Source organism: Undibacterium sp. RuTC16W, assembly GCF_049339445.1.
Classification (GTDB): Bacteria; Pseudomonadota; Gammaproteobacteria; order Burkholderiales; family Burkholderiaceae_D; genus Undibacterium.
On sequence record NZ_JBMPPE010000011.1, the window covers coordinates 1 to 21,884 of the forward strand.

At 47.4% G+C, this 21,884-nt stretch carries 17 protein-coding genes, 1 tRNA gene and 1 pseudogene; 11 read left to right on the forward strand and 8 right to left on the reverse strand.

The features are described 5' to 3' along the window. Positions 1–178 precede the first annotated feature (178 nt). The 3 genes from ACO0K4_RS17470 to ACO0K4_RS17480 form a co-directional block, all read right to left on the reverse strand. Positions 179–1,972 (reverse strand): GGDEF domain-containing protein, encoded by a 1,794-nt coding sequence (locus ACO0K4_RS17470; RefSeq protein WP_422957954.1) that lies wholly within the window; start codon positions 1,970–1,972, stop codon positions 179–181. Positions 1,973–2,247: 275 nt separating this feature from the next. Continuing rightward, complete coding sequence (locus ACO0K4_RS17475; protein ID WP_422957955.1) at positions 2,248–3,144, reverse strand: hypothetical protein; 897 nt, start codon at positions 3,142–3,144, stop codon at positions 2,248–2,250. A 150-nt stretch (positions 3,145–3,294) separates the two neighbouring features. After that, on the reverse strand, positions 3,295–3,774 hold the full coding sequence (locus tag ACO0K4_RS17480) for a hypothetical protein (RefSeq protein WP_422957956.1): 480 nt from the start codon (positions 3,772–3,774) through the stop codon (positions 3,295–3,297). 425 nt (positions 3,775–4,199) lie between these two features. Between ACO0K4_RS17480 and ACO0K4_RS17485 the strand changes: the two genes are divergently transcribed. Together ACO0K4_RS17485 and ACO0K4_RS17490 are read left to right on the forward strand one after the other, a co-directional pair. Beyond that, entirely contained in the window at positions 4,200–4,382 is a 183-nt protein-coding gene (locus ACO0K4_RS17485) for a hypothetical protein (protein ID WP_422957957.1), read from the forward strand. An 83-nt stretch (positions 4,383–4,465) separates the two neighbouring features. Further along, positions 4,466–5,534: pseudogene (locus ACO0K4_RS17490) on the forward strand (IS3 family transposase). Between the two features lie 238 nt (positions 5,535–5,772). Here ACO0K4_RS17490 and ACO0K4_RS17495 read toward each other — a convergent pair. Beyond that, positions 5,773–5,857 (reverse strand) — tRNA-Leu (locus ACO0K4_RS17495). A 465-nt stretch (positions 5,858–6,322) separates the two neighbouring features. On the opposite strand from ACO0K4_RS17495, the gene ACO0K4_RS17500 reads away from it, so the two are divergent. Next, positions 6,323–7,684, forward strand: coding sequence for a M64 family metallopeptidase (locus tag ACO0K4_RS17500; protein WP_422958060.1), 1,362 nt, complete (start codon positions 6,323–6,325; stop codon positions 7,682–7,684). 231 nt (positions 7,685–7,915) lie between these two features. Beyond that, positions 7,916–8,431: a hypothetical protein gene (locus tag ACO0K4_RS17505; protein ID WP_422957959.1), complete on the forward strand. Its 516-nt coding sequence runs from the start codon at positions 7,916–7,918 to the stop codon at positions 8,429–8,431. Between the two features lie 141 nt (positions 8,432–8,572). Here ACO0K4_RS17505 and ACO0K4_RS17510 read toward each other — a convergent pair whose 3' ends face one another. Continuing rightward, complete coding sequence (locus ACO0K4_RS17510) at positions 8,573–9,931, reverse strand: pectate lyase family protein (protein ID WP_422957961.1); 1,359 nt, start codon at positions 9,929–9,931, stop codon at positions 8,573–8,575. A 412-nt stretch (positions 9,932–10,343) separates the two neighbouring features. Between ACO0K4_RS17510 and ACO0K4_RS17515 the strand changes: the two genes are divergently transcribed. Continuing rightward, the gene (locus ACO0K4_RS17515) at positions 10,344–10,793 is read left to right on the forward strand and encodes an SRPBCC domain-containing protein (protein ID WP_422957962.1); all 450 of its coding nucleotides are present in this window, start codon (positions 10,344–10,346) and stop codon (positions 10,791–10,793) included. Positions 10,794–10,879: 86 nt separating this feature from the next. After that, positions 10,880–11,347, forward strand: a complete 468-nt coding sequence (locus ACO0K4_RS17520) for a cupin domain-containing protein (protein WP_422957963.1) — start codon at positions 10,880–10,882, stop codon at positions 11,345–11,347. Between the two features lie 45 nt (positions 11,348–11,392). On the opposite strand, the gene ACO0K4_RS17525 is transcribed toward ACO0K4_RS17520, so the two are convergent. Further along, positions 11,393–13,681, reverse strand: a complete 2,289-nt coding sequence (locus ACO0K4_RS17525) for a heavy metal translocating P-type ATPase (protein WP_422957964.1) — start codon at positions 13,679–13,681, stop codon at positions 11,393–11,395. A 70-nt stretch (positions 13,682–13,751) separates the two neighbouring features. Between ACO0K4_RS17525 and cadR the strand changes: the two genes are divergently transcribed. Continuing rightward, on the forward strand, positions 13,752–14,222 hold the full coding sequence (cadR, locus tag ACO0K4_RS17530) for a Cd(II)/Pb(II)-responsive transcriptional regulator (RefSeq protein ID WP_422957965.1): 471 nt from the start codon (positions 13,752–13,754) through the stop codon (positions 14,220–14,222). Between the two features lie 473 nt (positions 14,223–14,695). Here the strand turns inward: cadR and ilvD are convergent, their stop codons facing one another. Together ilvD and ACO0K4_RS17540 are read right to left on the reverse strand one after the other, a co-directional pair. After that, positions 14,696–16,558 (reverse strand): dihydroxy-acid dehydratase, encoded by a 1,863-nt coding sequence (ilvD, locus tag ACO0K4_RS17535; protein WP_422957966.1) that lies wholly within the window; start codon positions 16,556–16,558, stop codon positions 14,696–14,698. Positions 16,559–16,702: 144 nt separating this feature from the next. After that, on the reverse strand, positions 16,703–17,071 hold the full coding sequence (locus ACO0K4_RS17540) for a hypothetical protein (protein WP_422957967.1): 369 nt from the start codon (positions 17,069–17,071) through the stop codon (positions 16,703–16,705). A 167-nt stretch (positions 17,072–17,238) separates the two neighbouring features. Here ACO0K4_RS17540 and ACO0K4_RS17545 point away from each other — a divergent pair, with 167 nt between their 5' ends. From ACO0K4_RS17545 to ACO0K4_RS17560, 4 genes are all read left to right on the forward strand, one after another. Further along, positions 17,239–17,673, forward strand: a complete 435-nt coding sequence (locus ACO0K4_RS17545; protein ID WP_422957968.1) for a thiol-disulfide oxidoreductase DCC family protein — start codon at positions 17,239–17,241, stop codon at positions 17,671–17,673. Position 17,674: 1 nt separating this feature from the next. Continuing rightward, a complete protein-coding gene (locus ACO0K4_RS17550) occupies positions 17,675–18,091 on the forward strand; it encodes a DUF2237 family protein (RefSeq protein ID WP_422957969.1) in 417 nt (138 codons plus the stop codon). Between the two features lie 112 nt (positions 18,092–18,203). Next, positions 18,204–19,106 (forward strand): 5'-nucleotidase, encoded by a 903-nt coding sequence (locus ACO0K4_RS17555; protein WP_422957970.1) that lies wholly within the window; start codon positions 18,204–18,206, stop codon positions 19,104–19,106. A gap of 315 nt (positions 19,107–19,421) precedes the next feature. Next, positions 19,422–21,875, forward strand: a complete 2,454-nt coding sequence (locus ACO0K4_RS17560) for a TonB-dependent hemoglobin/transferrin/lactoferrin family receptor (RefSeq protein WP_422957971.1) — start codon at positions 19,422–19,424, stop codon at positions 21,873–21,875. Positions 21,876–21,884: the final 9 nt, after the last annotated feature.

The window sequence follows — 21,884 nt, forward strand, 5'->3', positions numbered from 1 at the left end:
ATGGTGTAAAAAGGGATGCAATTGTGATGCCCCTATTCAACGTGAAGATATCCGTTTGAGATTACAAAGAATTTGTATCGGAGGTAACAACATGTTTCTTAGATTACTGAGGGCGATATTTTTCTCTGTATGACTTGAAAAAACCTCTAGCGCTGCTTAGTTTTTTGAACTAAGCAGCCTAAGCAGCTTGAATTTGATCCGAATACATTGGTGCGCATGGACCAGCTCGCCGATCGATAAATAAGCTATTTCCTGATATGCGCTTGGCTTGTTTTTTCGCTTCTGCTGCCGCGGTAGCGATTTGATAATGAGATAAAAAATGACCAGGCTCTACTTTGACAACGCCAAGAGAGATTGTCAGCAAAGGGTTGAATACCGATTGACCTCGACGATCTTCGCTGATGTACCCTCCTAGTTCTATATCCTTTTTGCTAAACTGATGTCTGATTTCATTTGTAAATCCATCGATCATCGCTTGGAAACGCTCTTCATAATTTTCGCTTTGCAATAAGACTAAAAAATCATCTCCGCCAATATGTCCTACGAAATCCCTGGCAGGATCGCAATGAGCCTCCAGAATTTTTCCAGTCATCTGAATAACGTCATCCCCTTTTCTATATCCATATACATCGTTAAACGGTTTGAAAAAATCTAAATCAACGTAGCATGCACTGAATCGCCCGCCATTCTCGATGAGTCGATCGATATGTTCGTTAATAGGTACATTGCCCGGCAACAAAGTCAATGGATTAGCGTAACGCGCTGCATTGATTTGCATTTCTGTGATTTCACGCATTAAGTCATGACCCGTACCCATTCCCAGATATTGATCTTGGTCATTAATGATGAAACCATTAAATAAATGATGACGTTCTTTTTCTACTACCAATCTACTTAATTCAGGTAGCTTGATATGTTTATCAACAATGAGAGGAGCGCGATCCATAAACATATCGCAGTGTTTTTTTCCATGTAATTCTCTGATAAATTGCACTGCAAACCGATCAACCAAGTTACGACGGGTGATCAGGCCAACGGCGACACCATGATCTACTACGGGAATCACCTCAAGGTCTGGGTTTCGGACAAAAATATCCAGAACTTCGTTGTTAGAAATTTGAGGTGATACGGGTTGTACTACACGTAATAACCGCAACGCGGTAGTGGATGTCTGAAAATGTGTACGCTCTTGAGGATAAATTGCGATGCCTCGATTACTCAAGGATTTTGCAATTTGAGGTGAAGTAAACGTCGGTGGATCGCTTAGCGGCCGTCCAATATGATAACCCTGGCCACATGCAATCCCCAGATCGCGAATTAGTAGTAATTCTGCTTGCGTTTCTATTCCTTCAGCAATCACCAATGTGCCTGAAGTTTCTGCTATTTGTTGAATTGAGCGAACAAATTGTAGTTTCACCTTATCAAGGTTAATGCCTTGAATGAAGTGCATGTCAATTTTGACGTAAGCGGGCCTCAATTCTGACCAAAGTCTCAGGCTAGAAAATCCTTCTCCCAGGTCGTCAATCGCAATTTGAAATCCCATGTCGCTGTAGTGAGCCAGTGCATTACCCAATAATTCGTAGTCATATGTTGGCTGACTTTCCGTTAACTCAATGATCACACGCTCAGGACTGATACCAAATTGGTGAATATAGTCGAGAGTTTCTCCATCTCTCATAGTCGGGTAGAGCAAGCATTCCGGACTAACGTTGAGAAAAAGTTTACCCGGCAAATTTAGTAAGGCAAAACGTTCCAGTACAACCTTACGACATAAGTGCTCAACCTCGACACTTAAATTAGCCGCGGCAGCCACTTTGAACAAATTTAATGGAGAGTGCAGCGGGCTGTCTGAAGGTCCTCGAATAAGCCCTTCATAACCAATAGTTTCTCCCGATTGCATGTGAATGATCGGTTGAAAAAGCGCACTAAGTTCTTGTCGGTCAATAACTTGCTGTAACCGTGCTTGCAACATGATGTACCTATAAAATTCGATGGACGTGCGATTTGCCGAATGCTTGATGCACAATCATGCGCCAAGGCTAAGCAATTATTGAGTTCGTTCGATGGGAGTTTGTTGGCTGATGATCCTCAAAATATTAGAGGTCATTTATTACGGCGTCATGAAGAAATAAGGTTGACGGTATTTTTAGCTTGTCATTGCTGTCGCGCTATGATTGATTAGCTATTTTTTGTGAGTTGGTCTATCTCAAATAACTTAATGGGTCTGTAAAAGTAAAATATTTCAAGCTATTTTCTACAACATTCTTGCGCTAATTTTTTACCCATTTGCAGAGCAGAATCAAAATCGTCACCAGACATTTGCGAACCAAATTTCCGTCTTAGTTGAGGTTCTGACAAAGCCGTGCTCCTTACCTCAGCCTCTGCTACTTTGTAAGCAAGTGATAGTTTGGCGTCCCTTGGCACGATTTCACCAACATCATAACTTTGAGAAAGCAGCGCGAACGCAAATGGCTCCCCCGTACTCGCCGCAGCTTTTAAACCGATTACTGCTTCGCTCTTCCACGTTTGTACCAACAGATCATCTCGACTCTCTTTTAAATCAATTGGACGACCATATGGCCCCTCCATGAAATAATCAAGTTGAGCATCGACTTTGCCTGCACGTGCCGCTAGGCTTAAAAAACTCAGGCGCTCTTGAATCTGGGCTGGCGTTACGCCGGCACATAAAGTAACGAGACGTTGATGCTCGGCTACAAACTGCTCACGATCAGCTTCGCTGTTGAACTCGGTTAAGGGTTCCGTAATATTAGCGCACACTGATTCCGCTTGATAAACGTTGTAGGCGGCATCAATATTCCCTGCTCTTGCTAATCCTACCCATTTAGAAATATACGCCGCTACAGGCAATCCGCCAAAATCGACCGAACGTCCGTTTCGTCCATAAATAGGTATCGGATTGCCGTCAGCGATGGCACCTTCTCCAGTTGTTATCAGTGCGCTCCCAAAACCGAATGGAGAATTTGAATCATTCCGATCACGTGAAGATCTTAATCTTGGATCCGTTTGTGAATGAACTTCTGATGAAGTTGCGGAGAATTCGCCTGCATTTCGTAACCAGACAAACAGGCATAAACAAAGACCCGTTGTAATAAGTACCGCTACATAACGAAATGATGATTTCACAATGATGATTTTCTTGGAGGAATATCGCAAATCTCTTAAGGAAAATTAAACCTTGAGGAGTTCTCGGTTGAATACTCAACTGCCTTTTTGAGATGCATGAAGTTGATATATTGTGCACATCAACTTCATGTCATCAGCATCAAATAATCATTAATTCCACAAGTAGCAATATGCCTGGCTTGATTCCAAATTGCCACCCTCAACATTGCCTACTACCTTTTTAATGAATCCATCAGGATGAGCACTGTCCGGGGTGACATTACAGTTATCATGAACCCAGTGAATTCCATACCCACTCGAATATAACTGACCACACATCTCCACTTTGTCGCCCAGTTTGATCGCAGCAAGTGATTTTGGAATGGATTTGGAATTTTTGATGTAGTCCGTAGCATATACATTGTCCATTGCAACGTCATAGATCTGTCCGTCCTGATCTGTTTGAACGCGAATATGGGTATGAGAAAGTCCTACGCCTTTGAGCGTTTGAGTAGCACTGGCAAATTTAGGTGCACTCACCACCGTTCCCGTACGATAGCTGCCAGCAGCGGCATTACAATCTGCTTTTCCGTCTGCAAAAGCAACAATGGCATGGCTCAACAAAAAAAGGGAAATCAACAAATTTTTCAATTAAATTCTCCATAGGGTTAGAAGTCTTAATGAACATGAGTCAATAAGATTTATTTGCAAAAATAGACGACTGAGATTTGAGAACAAATGCAAGACCATCAGCTACATTGCTCAGAATTGCCAAACATAATCAGTCTGTTTTTGGCAAAGGGATTCAGCCGTATGAGCCTAAATACCCATAGAGTTTATTGAGCAAACCAAATATATTCTTTTTGGCAAGATGTCACATTAGCACTTATTTATTACAAATTGGTGAATTTATATTTCTTTAAAAAAATAAGTATGAATGCAGAAAAACTTGTATTAGGCGATATGTTTTTACTCTTTACTCAATTGCAAAAGTATTGGGCCCAAACGGGATGACGGTGATTGAACTCAGCCTTGTGAGGAATTGAATGATTTAGAATTAATTATAAGAAGCATTGATGTTGGATATGGCAACACCAAGTTCACAACATAAACTATGTGATCAAAAGTTTGGCTTGAAAATGTTTCCAAGCATTGCTCCACAATTCAGGATAGACAATCTCAGTGGAAATATTTTTTCCAAAGGTGACTGCGTAGAAATGCCAATCAAAAATGCCACACACATTGTCGGCAAAGATTGACCTACTTCCCGAAAATGGTACGGTGCTAATCTAGAGTCTGCCAACAGGAGGCAGACATGAAAAAGTGATTCACGGAAGAGCAGATAATCGGGGTATTGAAGGAGACCGAAGTTGGCGCGAAGGTTACGTCATTTTGCCGCAAGCACGGTATTAGTGATTACACCTTTTATAACTGGAAGGCCAGATTCGGCGGCATCACCGTGTCAGAGGCTCAGCCTTAAAGAGCTGGAAGCCGAGAATGGCAAACTGAAGCTACTGGCCGAAGCCATGCTGGACAATGCAGCGTTGAAGAATGTCGTTGGCCGAAAGTGGAGCCCTACAGGAAAAACATCTCGTTATGACACACGTGATACAGGTTCATGGTTTGGGCGGTACCTGTGCCTGTGGACTGATTAGCCTATCCAGGTCGTTGTATGGATACGAATCGAAGCGACCGAGTGTACAGAATTGGCAAAGCGCTTGACGGTGCTCACAGGCCAAAATCGTCGCTATGGCTATCGTCGGCTGCCTATCTTGTTGCTGCGAGAAGGTTGAAAAATCAATCTAAAGGTACCTACAGCGTGTACCACGTAGTAGGCCTGATGGTGCGTCAGCGCAAGCGCAAACGTATAGTTGGTATTGAGTGACTAGAAAAGGTCCTTGCGGCGGCGCCAAATAGAAGTTGGTCAATGGATTCGTGTCGGACGGCTTTGTCGATGGGCGTCGGCTGCGTTGCTTGAATATCGTCGATGACTTTACGAAGGAATGTGTGGCAATCGAAGTCGATATCTCGCTGCCGAGTGGGCGTGTAGTCGGAGTACTGGAACGGTTAGCGGAAAGCCGCGGGTTGCCGAAATCCGTGACCGTGGAGAATGGCCTGGAATTCATCTGCAAGATGCTCAATGAATGGGCATACTGCAAGCAATTGCGACTACGTTTCATCGAACCGGGAAAGCCGCAGCAGAACGCGTAAATTGAAGCTTCAACGGAAAATTTAGGGACGAATGCTTGAACGGGCATTGGTTTTTATCGATGCGACATGCAAGAGAAATTATTGACGCTTGGCGTCAGCAATACAATGACGAACGGCCACACAGTTCGCTGGGTTACCTGACACCAAATAGATTTGCAGAGCGTTTTTTAACTGCGGACTCCAAATTGGTTTCATACTAAATTGGGGGAGCAGGTCAAGATGACATAACGACTAAGGCTATGTAGTCAGTGGCTATGTGGGTGCGCATTAACGCTGTTGATTTCGTATTAAATCCGTTCAACTACGGCAAAGATAATAACGGGAATTACTGTTTGATGTATAGCGTAAATGCTACCAATTTGACTTTTCTAATATTTTTTTTCGAAACTGTATCCAGAAAACAAAAACGGCCTTCATCTCTGAAAGCCGCATGTCTGTTGGTGCCGAGAGCCGGAATCGAACCGGCACGCCTTGCAGCGCGGGATTTTGAGTCCCGTGCGTCTACCTATTCCGCCATCTCGGCAACGCAAGCCAAGATTATGACAGAAGCGATTTAAGATTGCAAGGGAGAGCCTGGGATCTTCTCTATTTTATTGTATCTGCAGGCGTTTTTGGCATCCAGCGCTACGGTTGTTGTTAATGCAAGCGGTATGTGATGTCGCTTATTTGAGCTTTAGTTTTTTTTGTATTTTGCAAGTTCAAATCATAGGTTGATCTGGCACAGAAAATTCTTTCATCGAGAAGGTACTTTATAGCGATTGCCAGAGCACACAATGACAGCCATATTCCTGCGATGACTAAAATTTATTTCATCAAAAAATCAAGTGTGCACAGACACTAAAAGTAAACAGCAGTTGCAGTTTAAAATAATCACCTGTCCTAGCTGGGTGGGTAAAACAATCATGGAGCTAATGTGTATAAAACTACTTTGAATACGATAGCGAGGACGCTACTTGCAATAGCGACGGTGACAATAGCGGCTCCTGTGATGGCATTGACACCAGCGACTGTCCGGGTTGACTATGTCCATACAGGAAATGCCACTACCGAGAACTATGCAATTGAGCGTGTTCTGGTTGAACCGTTACCTTGGGCGGGTAATCTTGCGCGACCGGTCGACGATAGCGACCGTGGTGTCAACAAGGTCGAGGTATCGGATTTAAAAACTGGTGAATTACTGTACTCACGAGGTTTTTCGACAATTTTTGGTGAGTGGAGCAGCACGGAAGAGGCGAATAAAGTACAACGTGCATTTCAAGAGTCAGTTCGTTTTCCTAAACCAGAAAAACCAGTGCGTGTGCGCATCCTCAAGCGCGATGAAAAAAATAAATTCGTCGTAACCTGGAGTATTGACATCGATACCGACGCACAGGATGTGATTCGCCATCAAGGTCCCGCTCCGGCAAAAGTCATCCCAATCAAAGTAAACGGCCCATCTGAACAAAAGGTCGATCTGCTGATTTTAGGTGATGGATACACGGCAGCGGATATGACGAAGTTTGAAAACGATGCACGTAAATTGTCTGATCATTTATTTCAAGTCTCTCCCTTCCGTGAACGGGCAAAAGATTTCAATGTCTGGGCGATGGCCGTGCCAACACAGGAATCTGGCGTGTCACGCCCGTCGACCGGGGTATATCACTCATCACCGCTGGGAACTCGTTACGATATCTTTGGTAGTGAGCGTTATGTATTGACCACAGACAATCGTGCCTTGCGTGATATTGCCCAATACGCGCCCTATGAATTTATCGAGATTCTAGTAAATAACGATACCTATGGTGGCGGTGGCATTTTTGGTCAGTTTAGTACGGCGGCAGCTAGCAACGATTGGGCAAATTACTTGTTCGTTCATGAATTTGGTCATCACTTCGCTGGCTTAGCAGATGAATATTACACATCGCCTGTCGCCTATCAGTCCAGTGCCAGTCGCCAGGAACCATGGGAGCCGAATGTTACTGCGTTATCAGATCCGGCACAATTAAAATGGAAAAATATAGTAAAAGCCGGTACGCCGTTGCCTAGCCCGTGGCCAAAAGAGGTGTACGAGGAGCACTCCCGTGAGTATCAGAAAAAGCGCTCTGCCCTGCGTGCGGCGAACAGGCCAGAATCCGAAATGAGTACATTGTTTAAAGAAGATCTGCAATATAACAATGCCTTATTTTCAAAAGCACCGCATCAGCATGTCGTTGGTGCCTTTGAAGGTGCCAATTACGAAGCGAAAGGCTATTACCGCCCTGAAATGCAATGCATCATGTTCGATCGTAGCGACAGTTTTTGCCATGTGTGCAGCGATGCCATCAGTACAATCATTGACCTCTACACCACCCCAGCTAAGGCGAGTAAGTAAGCGATAAGCAATTAAATCGACCTGTGGCTGGCGATTTGGATGTGATTGGAGAAATGAGAAATGCATTACAATCGCTATACTTAATCTGATAATGCGCTGAGGCTTTAACATACGACGCGTTCAACATTAACCTCTTGAAAATTCAAGAGGTTTTTTATTTTCAGATTCACCCGACTCTATCGATCAATTCTCCGGCAGGATTGATTTCAATATATTGACAGAAAGTAGCATATGAATGACTTTACCGACCCTGTGGATTTACCTGAGGATAGTGAGCAAGACTCAGACGAAAAAATTCAAGAGCCGCGCCTGTGGAAGGACAAAGGCTGGACAGCGCGCGTTATCAAGAATGACGACGACGAAGGCTGGGCAGTTGCCATGATCAAGGATGGTGAACCTGAGCCCGCACTGGTTGGTCCGTGGACCATGGGTCGCGACAAAAAAAATCCCAAACCACTAGATGCAAACGCATTTGGTACTCTGGTCAAAACAGCGTCTGAAGTCATCCGTCGTCATGAACAACAACTACATGCCATTTTGCATAAAAGTTTAATGGTCAGTACCGCAACCGCAGATTACAAAATCAGCCTGGATATCATGCCGGATGACGATGATCCTTATGCCATCCTGACAGCGCAGGATGCAGACCGTAATGAACTAGCCAAAGTCAAAGTCGCCGCGAACTATAAACTCTCAATGAGTAATGCTAACGCCTGGATTGAAAATGATTTTCGCAAGCCTGACTGAATTACCAGCCGGGTATGAATAGCAGCCGGTAAGCAAAAAAGCCCTCATCTCTGAGGGCTTTTTTTACGCTTACGTGCAAACATAATAAAGGGCAAATCGCAGACAAATCACAGCTAGTATGAATGGCTTACCAAATAAGGATTACTTGCAGCTCAGCTTGGCAAGGGACGTACCTGCCCCGGCAACCGCTGGTAATTTTTGCTTCACACAAGCCGGTTCATCTGGCGTGTAGCTGTACGAAATGCCAATTGGCAAATGCGCTGTAGTGACCCAGTCTGTCGCATCGCGGGTAGGTTTGGAGTCGCTGGCAATCCACTTGATTCCGTAGGTACTGAAATCGGCAGGCGTCTTGATATTATTGTTGCGCAGCTCCCAGTTACCGATCACAGAACTATCGCGGGAAGTCACCGGATTTTGTGAGTTCTCGAAGTAGTTATTTTCGATCAAAGCATAACCGCTCATACGCACATTGATGCCGGAGGTCTTGAGACCGCTATACAGATTGTTATACATATGGGTATAGCCACCGCGCTGCAAAGGTACACGTGAGCCGACGTCTTTGTAGTAATTGTGATGGAAGGTGATATAGCGGTCGCTTGCATCGCTATCACTAGAACCAATCAAACCTACTTTATGATGATCGTGGATGTAATTGTAGGAATAGGTAAGATGATGGGCACCGGCTTTATTATCGACCAGTCCATCAAATTCCAGATCGCCAGCGCCAGCGCACTCTGCCAGTGAGCTAAACAAGGTATTGTGGTCCACCCAGACATAGCCTGGGAATTTACCGCTCTGACCTTCAATGCCAATCGCGTCAATAGAACCTGGTAACAGACCGATCGTCATATTACGGATAATGATATTGCTGGAGCCGCCTTTGACAGCAATACCAAAATTGGCGGCAGAGCCATTGGTACCCTCTATAGTAATGTTGCCTTTGTTTTTGACTTCAACAATTGCGCCCTGCGGTTTCTTCCACTGAGTACAAGGATCAGGAATTGTGCGGAAATCGAAAGTACCGCTATAACGAATAACAAGGCCACCAGTGCCCGTGTAAGCATCAATAACCTTTTGCATCTGCGCTGCGCTAGTGACAACAACGGGGGCGACTGTACCGCCGCCAGTGACTTGTCCCGCAAAGCCTCCGCTATATCCAGCCGGAGTGGTACCCGTACCTGATCCACCACCATTAGAACCGCCGCTTCCGCCATCTTGTCCGTCCTCTGGGCCGACAGCACATTTTTCCTTTACGTCAGCGCTGGCTACCACACCAAAGCTAGCAGCGGAACAACTGACATTGCCAGACAAGGATTTTATTACCCACTTATCTTTTAAGCCGAACGATACCTGGCGCGCCTTGTCACCTACTTTACAAACGCCACCCTCGTCAGCGCATTTAGAAAAACCTGATGGCCAATCCGCCGCATAGGCAGAACCCGCAGCGCCACATGTTGTGAGCGCGGCAAGGGCAATTATTCTCAATTTCTTGTTATTCATTTTCTATCCGATCAGTGTGTAATCTGTTGGTGATGGCAAAATACCTTTATGTATACCAATGTCATGACGAGAATCTCGCGGTACATACAAAGATGTTCTCGACAAATCCTCAATTCAGGTTCTCAATAGTTATCAATTAATTGCCGATTAAGAACTAAATTGTTATCGAGAATAATTGCTTTCATGGCAATTTTCCAGTATTTGTATCTATCATGACAATAAATTACAAATTGATACAAGATGCACCAAAATTACGCCTTCTTAGGCTATTTATAGTCCAACGTAAGCATATCAACGTACCTTTAAGGACCGTCCAGAACCTTAGGTTCTGACATCTCCACTAGTAGGCTTAAAATCCATCCGCTATTTTTTAGGTGTCACTATCTGCAATTTTATAACCGGAGCTATTTCAATGGATCAATCGACGAATGAACATCAGATAATGCAGACGCAGCGAACGCTTCCGTACACTGCAAATGAAATCTATGAGGCCTTTTCTGATCCCGGCAGGCTGATGCTATGGTGGGGGCCAAAAGGCTTCACAAACACATTTGAAATCTTTGAGTTCAAGGCAGGTGGTATCTGGAAGTTCATCATGCATGGTCCTGACGGATCCAACTTTCATAATGAAAATATATTCAGAGAAATCGAGTCCGGACAGAAGCTTGTGATTCGCCATGTCTCTCACCCTCATTTCACGCTCACTGTATCCTTGTTACCAGATAAAGAAGGTACTCAAGTACTGTGGGTTCAGGAGTTTGACGACGTGAAGGTGGCAGACGCAGTACGTCATATCGTCGAGCCTGCGAATGAACAAAACCTTGATCGCCTGCACATGCTTTTACGTGGCGAGCTCAAGTGATACCGCTCTAGCATCTAAGAGATCGCACTATTTGATAGTTCACCTGATATACCATCTGAGATACCACCGACAAAGGAGTGAGTCACATGCCTGTCTTTAGTCCCCACCAGTTTCTAAAAGAAGAAACATCCTCACCTGGAACATCAGCGCCGAATCAGACCTTATGGATCAGCGAAGCGGGTCAGCTCACTCAGTTTGGCGCATTCATCGAAATTCTACAGCCGGGGTCTCGCTCCAGTAAAAAACACTGGCATAGCAAAGAAGATGAAATGATCTACGTTCTGGAAGGTGAGATAACGGTCATCGAAGGAGCAAATACATCCGTGTTGCATGCAGGTGATGCCGCCACATTTCTGGCGAACGCAGCAGTCGGTCATTTTCTTGAAAACCGAAGTCAATCTCCGACTAAATGTCTGGTGGTAGGGACCAGAGCGCCAGTTGATACGATCACTTATCCGGATCATGGTCGCATATGCTATCGGGATCGCTCACAACCCGAGGACATCTGGACTGATCTGCAAGGTGTACCGGCGCCAAGTCCTCATTCTAATTAACCACATTGACCTCATGATCTTGCGACTTATTATCCGGTTACCTCGCTATTTTATGTAATCAGTTTGTTTCCAGCGCAATAAACGTAAGCCGTTAAATACCACAATCAGGCTTGCGCCCATATCGGCAAATACCGCCATCCATAAGGTGGCGACACCGGCACATGCCAGGCCAAAGAACACAGCTTTAATACTCAGTGCGATGACGATATTCTGTTTGAGAATCGCTGCAGCATGGCGACTCAGCTTGATGAAGTGCGGAATTTTTCTAAGATCGTCATCCATCAAAGCGACATCAGCAGTCTCCAGTGCAGTATCACTCCCGGCTGCCCCCATGGCAAAACCAATACTGGCTTGCGCCAATGCCGGAGCATCATTAATACCATCACCGACCATACCCACGGTTACATACTGATCACTCAGTTGCTTTACGGCTGCGAGTTTATCGCCAGGAAGTAAGTCGCCACGCGCATCGTCGATGCCAACCTGTCGGGCGATCTCATGTGCGGTCGCCTGGTTGTCGCCGCTCAGCATCACCGTATGTATTCCCATGCTGTGTAGTTCAGCAATTGCCTGTCGGCTGGATTCACGCACAGTATCCGCAACGGCAATGATTGCAATTACCATTACTGCATTGCCGATCACGACAACGCTCTTACCCTGTGTTTCTAATTCTGTTAAACGCTGCTCCAGTTCTGGACTGCATAAACCCAATTCCTGAACTAAACGGCGATTACCCAAAAAGTGTAACTGTCCATGAAATATGCCCTGGAGACGGGCTTGAATACCGCGACCGGGCAACGCTTCAAAATCACTGACGACATCGGACTCTGCGTCCAGATCATGCTGCGTCTGTTGCCGGATGTGTTGATAAATCGCCGCAGACACAGGATGATCCGAACGAGCCGATAACATCGCAGCGATGCGCTGTGCATCAGATTCTTTACTGTCCTCCAGCATGATCAGATCAGTGACGACAGGTTTTCCTTGCGTCAGCGTACCGGTTTTATCCAGAGCAATACTGCGTAAATTCCTACCCTGCTCAAGGAACATCCCCCCCTTGATCAGTATGCCGGCTTTTGCAGCAGCAGCCAGGCCGCAGACGACGGTGACCGGAGTAGAAACGACCAAGGCACAAGGACAGGCGATGACCAACAAGACGAGAGCCTTGTATAGCCAGATCATCCAGGGCAAACCGAATAACAATGGCGGCACAACAGCAACCGCCAAGGCAATCGCAAACACAATCGGGGTGTAATACGCTGCGAAGCGATCAACAAAGCGTTGTGTCGGTGCCTTGCTCGCCTGCGCCTCCTCGACTGCTTTGATAATGTGCGACAAGGTCGAGTCTGTTTGCACCGCAGTGACCAGATACTCAAACGAACCGGTCTGATTAATCGTACCAGCAAATACTTTATCGCCGACTTGTTTGAGCACCGGAATACTCTCGCCGGTAATAGGTGCCTGATTCACCGCGGAATGCCCTTGACTGAGTTGTCCGTCGAGAGCAATCCGCTCACCTGGCACCACACGTAGTGTTTGCCCGATGCGGATACTCGAAGCTGTCTGCATCTGCCAGCTGCCATCCGTTTGCAAAACGCTCGCCTGTTCAGGTGTTAAAGCCATCAATCCCCGGATCGCATTGCGCGCGCGATTGAGCGTCAATGCTTCGATCATTTCTGCGACATTGAATAACACCATGACCATCGCAGCCTCGGGCCATTGCTGCAACAATACTGCGCCAGTCACGGCAATCGCCATCAGGGCGTTAATATTCAAATTCAGGTTGATCAGAGCGATCCACCCTTTTTTGTACGTCGTCAATCCGCTCAGGGCAATCGCGAACAGCGCCAGTAACATCACAGGCCAGCCATGCTCATCACTACCGGACCAGACCAGCGCTTCGGCTATGATCGCGGCAAACCCGGCAATGCCAAGCAGCCACCATTTGCGTGATTCGCCAGGCGGCCTGACCTGGATTGCCTCGTTCTGCTGCCCGCTTGCTGGCAGTAATACCGCATTCATGCCGATCTCCTTCAGAGCCGCAGTGATTTGCGCTATTTGCGTTATCTGGTCTGCATGTACAACGCTTAATTTACGTTGTAACAAGTTGAAATCCAGCTGACTTATACCCGGCATACCAGCGAATTTACTGCGGATCAGCGCTTCTTCGGTTGGGCAATCCATATTGTCGATCACAAAACTGGTTCTGCTGGATCCGGCTGGCACATCGGTTTGCGGAGATATCTCTTGCGTATGATCAGGCGTCACAGCAGGCGCTGAGTGAGCATGAGTATGTCCGTGATCGCAACAAGTATGTTCGTGATGGGTATGCATGAGTCGTCCTGATTAAGCGTATAGTAGCCATTAAAGACCCTGTAGCAGGTATAGAGTCAAGCAAAAATTCATGAGCGAGGATGACACAATGCCGGATGATCTGAAGATAGGAGAATTAGCCAAACGTACCGGCTGTCTGGTGGAGACCGTCCGTTATTACGAGAAGGAGCAATTACTGCCGCAGCCGGGACGATCAGACGGCAACTTTCGTCTGTACAGCGAAGCGCATGTCGAACGTCTTCAGTTCATCCGTAACTGTCGCTCGCTCGATATGACACTGGATGAGATCCGTCACTTGCTGAAGTTTAAAGATTTGCCCAACGAGAATTGCGGTGAAGTGAATGCCCTGCTTGACGAGCATATTCATCACGTCGCAGCCAGGATTGCTGAACTCAGCAACTTGCAAACGCAGTTGAATGAATTACGCAGCCTGTGCCATACCGAACAGGCTAGCGCAGATTGCGGGATATTGCAGAATTTAGCGAGCGCCGAGGGTGGCGCTCCAACGAATTTTGGCAGCCATAGCGGCGGTTGCCATTGAGATCAGCAAGCTAGTGTAGTGCTGCATTGAGCTGGTTGCTGGCCGATTTCAGATTGCTGATTGCTAACGACGACGTCCAGGTCAGCTGGAACCAGTACTGCGATTTACAACAATCAAATCAGTCAGCCAATGCCGCTGTCAACATAAGGATGGTTGCTGCGAGTTGCGCTAGGATGATGATGGAGATCATGGTGTTTTTCCTTAATTAAATGAGAACACCGTCATCTTAGTTGGATAATTATTGCTATTCCAATCACATATTTCGATATCAGTTATATGATTGGCGAATGTCATCAAGATTTCACATTCCCGATGTTGATATGTCTTTTGATACATACCCATGAGATATTTCATTATTACATTGACATCATCAATTTCAATAAAAAAGCCTCAAACTCTCGCTTGAGGCCTTCCCAGAATTTCATTGCATATCTTTCGCGCTCATGTCATCGCGTGTTATTGCGCATTGCGAGTCATCGCTTCAATTGCGACAAATCCCTCACCGCACCGCGATCTGCCGATGTCGTCAACGCAGCATAAGCCTGCAATGCTTGCGAGACGTAACGATCACGATTAACGGGCAACCATGCGGCATCGCCTTTGGCTTCCATCGCGACGCGACGTGCAGCCAATGCGGCATCGCTGATGCGCAAGTTGATACGGCGTTCAGGAATATCGATATCAATCATATCGCCCTCTTCTACCAGACCAATCGCACCGCCTTCCGCCGCTTCTGGTGAGGCATGACCGATTACCAGACCTGAAGACCCGCCAGAGAAACGTCCATCGGTGAACAAGGCACAGACTTTGCCCAGACCTTTTGATTTGATATACGACGTCGGATACAACATCTCTTGCATGCCGGGGCCGCCTTTTGGGCCTTCGTAACGGATGATGACGACATCTCCTTCATGCACGGTGTCACCCATAATGGCGTCCACTGCTGCATCCTGACTTTCAAACACCCGCGCTTTACCGCTGAACTTGAGAATGCTTTCGTCCACGCCTGCGGTCTTTACGATGCAACCCTTTTCTGCCAGATTGCCGTACAGGACAGCAAGGCCGCCATCTTGCGAATAGGCGTGGGCTTTATCGCGGATACAGCCTGTGCTGCGGTCCATATCCACCGAGGCAAAACGCTCAGATTGCGAGAACGCTGTTTGTGTCGGCACGCCACCGGGGGCTGCGCGGAACAACTGATGTACCGCTGGATCCTGGGTGCATGTGATGTCGTTATTGGCAATCGCATCGCCCATGGTTTTACTATGGATGGTCGGTAAGCTGGTGTCTAGCAAACCCGCACGCGCCAGTTCGCCGAGGATACTGATAATGCCACCGGCACGATGCACATCTTCGATATGAAACTTGTCCGTCATCGGTGCGACTTTGCACAGGCAAGGGACTTTGCGTGAAATACGGTCGATGTCTGCCATGCTGAATGCTACACCGGCCTCATGTGCGGCTGCCAGCAAATGTAATACTGTATTGGTCGAGCCACCCATCGAGACGTCGAGTGCCATTGCGTTTTCAAACGCGGCTTTGGTGGCGATATTGCGTGGCAATACACATGCATCATCTTGCTCATAATAGCGCTTGGCGATATCGACAATCAGGCGACCTGCACGCAAGAATAATTCTTTACGATCAGAATGAGTGGCGAGGATGGTGCCATTACCCGGCAAAGCCAAGCCCAAAGCCTCGGTCAGACAGTTCATCGAGTTGGCGGTGAACATGCCAGAGCAAGAGCCACAAGTCGGGCAGGCGGAGCGCTCAATTTCTGCCACATCGGCATCGCTCACACTGCTATCGCCCGCTTTGATCATGGCATCGACCAGATCAAGCTTGATGATTTTTTGCGTGCCGTTGACCACCTTGATCACCTTGCCCGCTTCCATTGGACCACCGGAGACAAACACCACAGGAATATTGACCCGCATCGCCGCCATCAACATACCTGGTGTGATTTTGTCGCAATTGGAAATACACACCATCGCATCAGCACAATGCGCGTTCACCATGTACTCGACAGAATCCGCAATCAGATCACGCGATGGCAATGAATACAGCATGCCGCCGTGACCCATCGCGATACCGTCATCCACGGCAATCGTGTTGAATTCTTTTGCGACACCGCCTGCTGCCTCGATCTCACGCGCAACCAATTGCCCGAGGTCTTTTAAATGCACATGGCCAGGCACAAACTGCGTAAAAGAATTCACCACGGCGATGATAGGCTTATCGAAGTCGCCGTCCTTCATGCCTGTAGCGCGCCACAGTGCGCGGGCGCCAGCCATATTGCGGCCATGAGTGGTGGTACGTGAACGATATTGCGGCATGAGGTCTCTCCCAATTAATATTTACCTAGAATGCTCCCAGATGATTTTGTTGTCAAATAGGAGTTTTAGACGACATTAAGTCGAATTAAATATCAATCAATAGTAAAGCGGGGCAATTCACCTTGAGTGCAGAGATCGGGAATTCTATTTCGCAAACATCAAATGCCCAACAAGAGATCCTGCGATGCTAACAATACCCATCAGCAAGCAAAAGCCTAAAAGCGACATGATTGCTTTAAGCCGAGTCCCCTTATTGCGACTGCGTAGCAAGTAATACGGCAAAGCAACGACACTCAGAAATATCATCCCTGCATTCAAATAGGTTGATCGCCGATAACCCCGAGCAATCGTATCGAAGTGATACCAAGCCACAATGAAATATGCAGTTATACCAAGATAAAGAAAATGCAGAAACAAAGGTTCACGAATTAAATATGCGTCGAAATATTCAAGAGTCGCCGCTTGGAGAAAAACAAATAGCAACAGCCAATAAAGAATTTTTTTGGGCGTCATCACGATGTTATATAAAAATTATTACAAGGGTTTAGATAAGTTAAAGATCACTGCTTGCAACCATATACAGCCACGCGAAATAGTAACTTATTAACACTAATTCCAGGAACTAAATCCCTATACAACCTCAATATCCGTCTTGCGTTATGCTCTTCTATTCAGTCGACATGGCAATAGGAACTAAAGTGCAAACACTGACTATTTTTTATGATGGCGCATGCCCTTTATGCCTTGCAGAGATTGTGCTGCTGCGGTCAAAAAATCAGCGCGACTTGCTCCGGTTTGTGGATATTGCTGATCAAAGCTACCAATCTGATCGCTACCAGATTAGTTGTGAGCAAGCGATGGCGCAGATACATGGGCGACTGGAAGGTGATGGTAAGGACACGGTCACACTCATCGGTATCGACGTATTTGCAGCAGCCTATCAACGCACGGACTTAAAACTACTGGCGTGGATTTACACACGCCCTTGGTTGCGCCCTATACTCATTATCTCTTATCGTTTTTTTGCAAAATATCGTCATAGCATCTCTCGTTTATTCGGACCGGCAATGTTATCGTGGGCAAAGAAACGCACTCAAACGAAAGCAATTGACTGAAATGGCAAACTCCAACTCCACTACAACACTCGCCCTAAACGTCTTTGGACAACCGCTAGTCCCCTGCTCGTTTGATCCGCTGACGGGTTTTTTCCGTGATGGGTGCTGTAAAACGAATGAGCAGGATGCAGGTACGCATATTGTCTGCGCGGTCATGAGCGCTGGTTTTTTAATGTATAGCAAAAGTCGTGGCAATGATTTAATGACGCCGCGCCTGGAATGGAATTTCCCCGGCCTGCAACCCGGTGATCAATGGTGCCTGTGCGCGAATCGCTGGCTGGAGGCAATGGATGACGGTGTCGCACCGCTGGTCGTGCTGGAGAGTACCAATATGAAAGTGCTGCAATTGGTTGATCTGGAAATCCTGGAGCAGTTTGATAGCAGAACAGGGCAAGACGAAGTTTCGCCCAATATCTAATCAAAATATTTACACCTGCACCTGCCCGCGCACTACCGGTTGAGGATACGCACCTCTCACAACAAACTGATCGATCGCCTGAACGATCGCCTGAACGATATTACGGACCTCTATGGCTTTTTCGCTTGATAACTTATTAGTTGTTGGTATCTCCTCCCGCGCCCTGTTCGATCTGGAAGTTGAAGAAGCTATTTTTCAGCATCAGGGGTTGGCCGCATACCGGCAGCATCAGCTGGTCAATGAAAATACCATCCTCAAACCCGGTGCCGGTTTTGCTCTGGTCAAGGCCTTGTTGCATCTGAATACTCTGACACCAGAGCACCGTTTGGTGGAGGTCGTGATCATGTCGCGCAATTCGTCTGAAACCTCTTTACGGATTTTTAATTCGATTAAACACTACGGACTGGATATTTCACGCGCCGCACTGGTTGGTGGCGCATCTTTATCACCTTACTTGCAGGCGTTTAATCTGAGTCTGTTTTTATCGCTGCATGAAGACGATGTGCAGGCCGCCATCAACTCGGGCGTGGCAGCCGCTTTGCTCTACGGCATTCCTGATAATCCGCAGCAAGAGCTAGATCAGATCCGGATTGCATTTGACGGTGACGCCGTTATTTTTTCTGATGAATCCGAGCGGATTTATCAGGAACAAGGCATCGAAGCGTTTGAGCGACACGAGCGCGACAATGCGAACAAACCTTTACCGGAAGGTCCCTTCGCCCGCCTGCTGGTGGCACTGTCTTTCCTGCAAAATAATTTTAAAAGTGCTGATGGCAGAGCGTTCCCCTTACGCACCGCACTCGTCACGGCACGCTCATCGCCAGCCCACGAACGTGTGATCCGCACATTACGCGCCTGGAACATCGCGATTGACGAAACCTTCTTCATGGGCGGGGTTCACAAATCCGCCGTATTAGGCGCGTTCAAACCGCATATGTTTTTTGATGACCAGCACGGTCATTGCGAACGCGCATCAAGCGTCGTCGCTACGGGAAGGGTGCCGATCAAGCAGTAATACAGATATGCGGTAGCACCTGACAATATACTCCCCTATAAAAATGTAAAAACAGACATCAATCCGCAATATTTATAAGCGCGTTGAAAATATACTATAGGTGAGTATATAAAATTCACCTGCATATCATTAAGCCATGAGCCATATTTTTCACAGAAAAAGTGGCGCCACATCAATTTGCAAATGAGAATCATTCGTGTTAAAGTAATCTCATTGCCAGCAATTCCCTCCATCTGCCGCCTGCATTACGCTCAGCGCTGACCGAGTTATAGAGCCAGCCTTTCACGCTATTTTTCACTCTCTAACCGGATCATCATGATCAGTCAGCAATTGCGGCCATCGGCTGCTCGCGTCTCTACGCCTTTTTCTCCAGTAACCACCAGCACGTTTCTAACATCTATCCGTACTAACACAGCAGGACAACCGCGCCTGCTGCACATCGCAGTGAAAGCGGCGCTGATGACGGCATGTAGCACCCCCGTCCTGTCGTTGACAGCGCATGCACAGATGCAAGAGCAGGCGCAGAAAATAAGCCAGGCTCCGGCAACCAGCGATGCGTCCGCTAAATCGACGGCAGAGATACCAACGACCCTGCCAGAAATTCAGGTCAAAGCAAATAAAGATAAACCAGGTGCCGGTAGCAAAACCATCGTCACCAGCGATGACCTAGCGCGGCGCAATGCCAGCAACATGGTAGACATCGTGCGTTATGCGCCACTGATCAGCGTGCCCTCAGCCGCAAGTGGGAGCGGCAACGTGTGGGATGGCGCGGGCAATACCGGATATAACATTCGCGGGATTGAAGGCAACCGTGTCAGCCTCGATGTAGATGGTATTGCGATTCCGGATGCTGCGCCGAAACCAGATGGCACGACGTTGAATAGTTTTGGTACAGGACGCGAATACTTTGATCCTGAAACCTTTCGAGAAGTCCGCATCGGCGCTGGCACATCTGACAGCGGCTCCGCCAGCGCGGACTTGGGTGGCGGCGTGACATTTATCACCAAATCACCAACGGATTACTTAAGCGATGGGCATGATAGCTACCTCGAATACAAACTAGGCGACACCTCAGCTAACCGCAGTTATGCAAACACATTAACAGGCGCTCAGCGCATGGGAGACTTGCAGGCATTAGCGGTAATCGTCCATCGTAAGGGACATGAAAACGAGAGCAAAGGCGACGCACCGGTCAACCCCGATGACTGGACATCCGATGCAGTACTGGCTAAGTTTTTATGGACTTTATCGGCCTCACAAAAACTAGATTTGACCATCGATGCCTATGACCGTAACGATCAGCGCGCCTACAATAACAAGCAAGGTGCCTCCTACCCCGATGGAGCACAGCAGGATTCCACGACCAAACGCACCCGCGTCAGCCTTGCTCATTATCTCAGCTCAACCAACGGGTTTTTTGCACCATTTTTTGATAGTTTGACGACCCAGATTTATGTTCAGGATGCCAAAGTAGAAGACCTGACCAACGCGCGCTACATTACTGGCGGCAAACCCTATATCCGCAACATCAGCACCGGTTATTACAACAACAGTATTGGTATCGTCACCAACGCCAGCAAACAACTTGGCGATGTATACACACTCACCTACGGCATCAGTGCAGACCAGACTAAAACCCGTCGGCCGTGGCTGGAAGACCGTACCGTAATCGCCACTGGCGCGCACCAGATCACCATGAAGAATCGCATGGTCGATATGGACACCAATAAATTATCTGCTTATCTACGCGACGACATCAGCTTTGATCTGATGGGCCACAAGGCGACACTGACACCAGGACTGCGCGCAGAAGTACGACAACTCAAACCAAAAAATCTGGCGAACTATTTAATCGCCGTACCAACCGCCTCAAAAGAAATCCAGCAAGAAAGCGAAAGTTATTTCACGCCCAGCGTAAGCCTTGCAGTAGAACTTACGCAAGGCATGGAGGGCTACGTGCAATACAACCGCGGTACACGTCTGCCAAGCGCAGCAGAACGTACCGGCACCTATGATTCATTTAGCTACACCGGCACTGGCAATGGTTATGCGGTATTGGGCAATCCCGACTTGCAAAAAGAAACGAGTAACGCGTTTGAATTAGGTTTAAAGGGATCGCCGACTAAAGGCGTCAGTCTGCGTAGCGCACTGTTCTATACACAGTACAAAAATTTCATTGAATATGCGGTGCAACCGGCTGATCCGGTCAATTATCCAACGATCAGTTTTGGTCTGTATCGTCCGGAGAACTTAGGTAAAGTGAGAACTTGGGGTGCTGAAGTTACCAGTCATGCAGAGCTCGGTGCATGGTCACCTGTCATGCAAGGGTATTACCTCGACCTGGCGATCGGCGCATCACGTGGTACGGCCGAAAATACGTTCACAGGCCAGAAAGGTGAACTCACGTCCATCGCGCCATACAAAGCCAGCACTGGTCTTGGCTATGACGATGCATCGCAATTATTTGGTGTCGTGCTTAACCTCAGCTACGCACGCAGCAAGCAGGCGAGTAATGATGTCATTACTGGCATCACTAGCGCCCGCTTCGCCGTTCCTGCATACGCCGTCATCGACGTCTCAGGGTATTGGCATATCCGCAAAAATATCAAACTCAACGTCGGCATCTGCAACCTTGGCGACCGTAAGTATTGGGACTACGCATCGTCACGCAGTCTGGCCGCAGGCAGCACCGCAACGGCACTCGCCGACATTGAGCGTCAGGCGCTGGCAGGGCGAAATATCGCCGCAAGTCTGAGTATCAATTACTGATCAAAATTT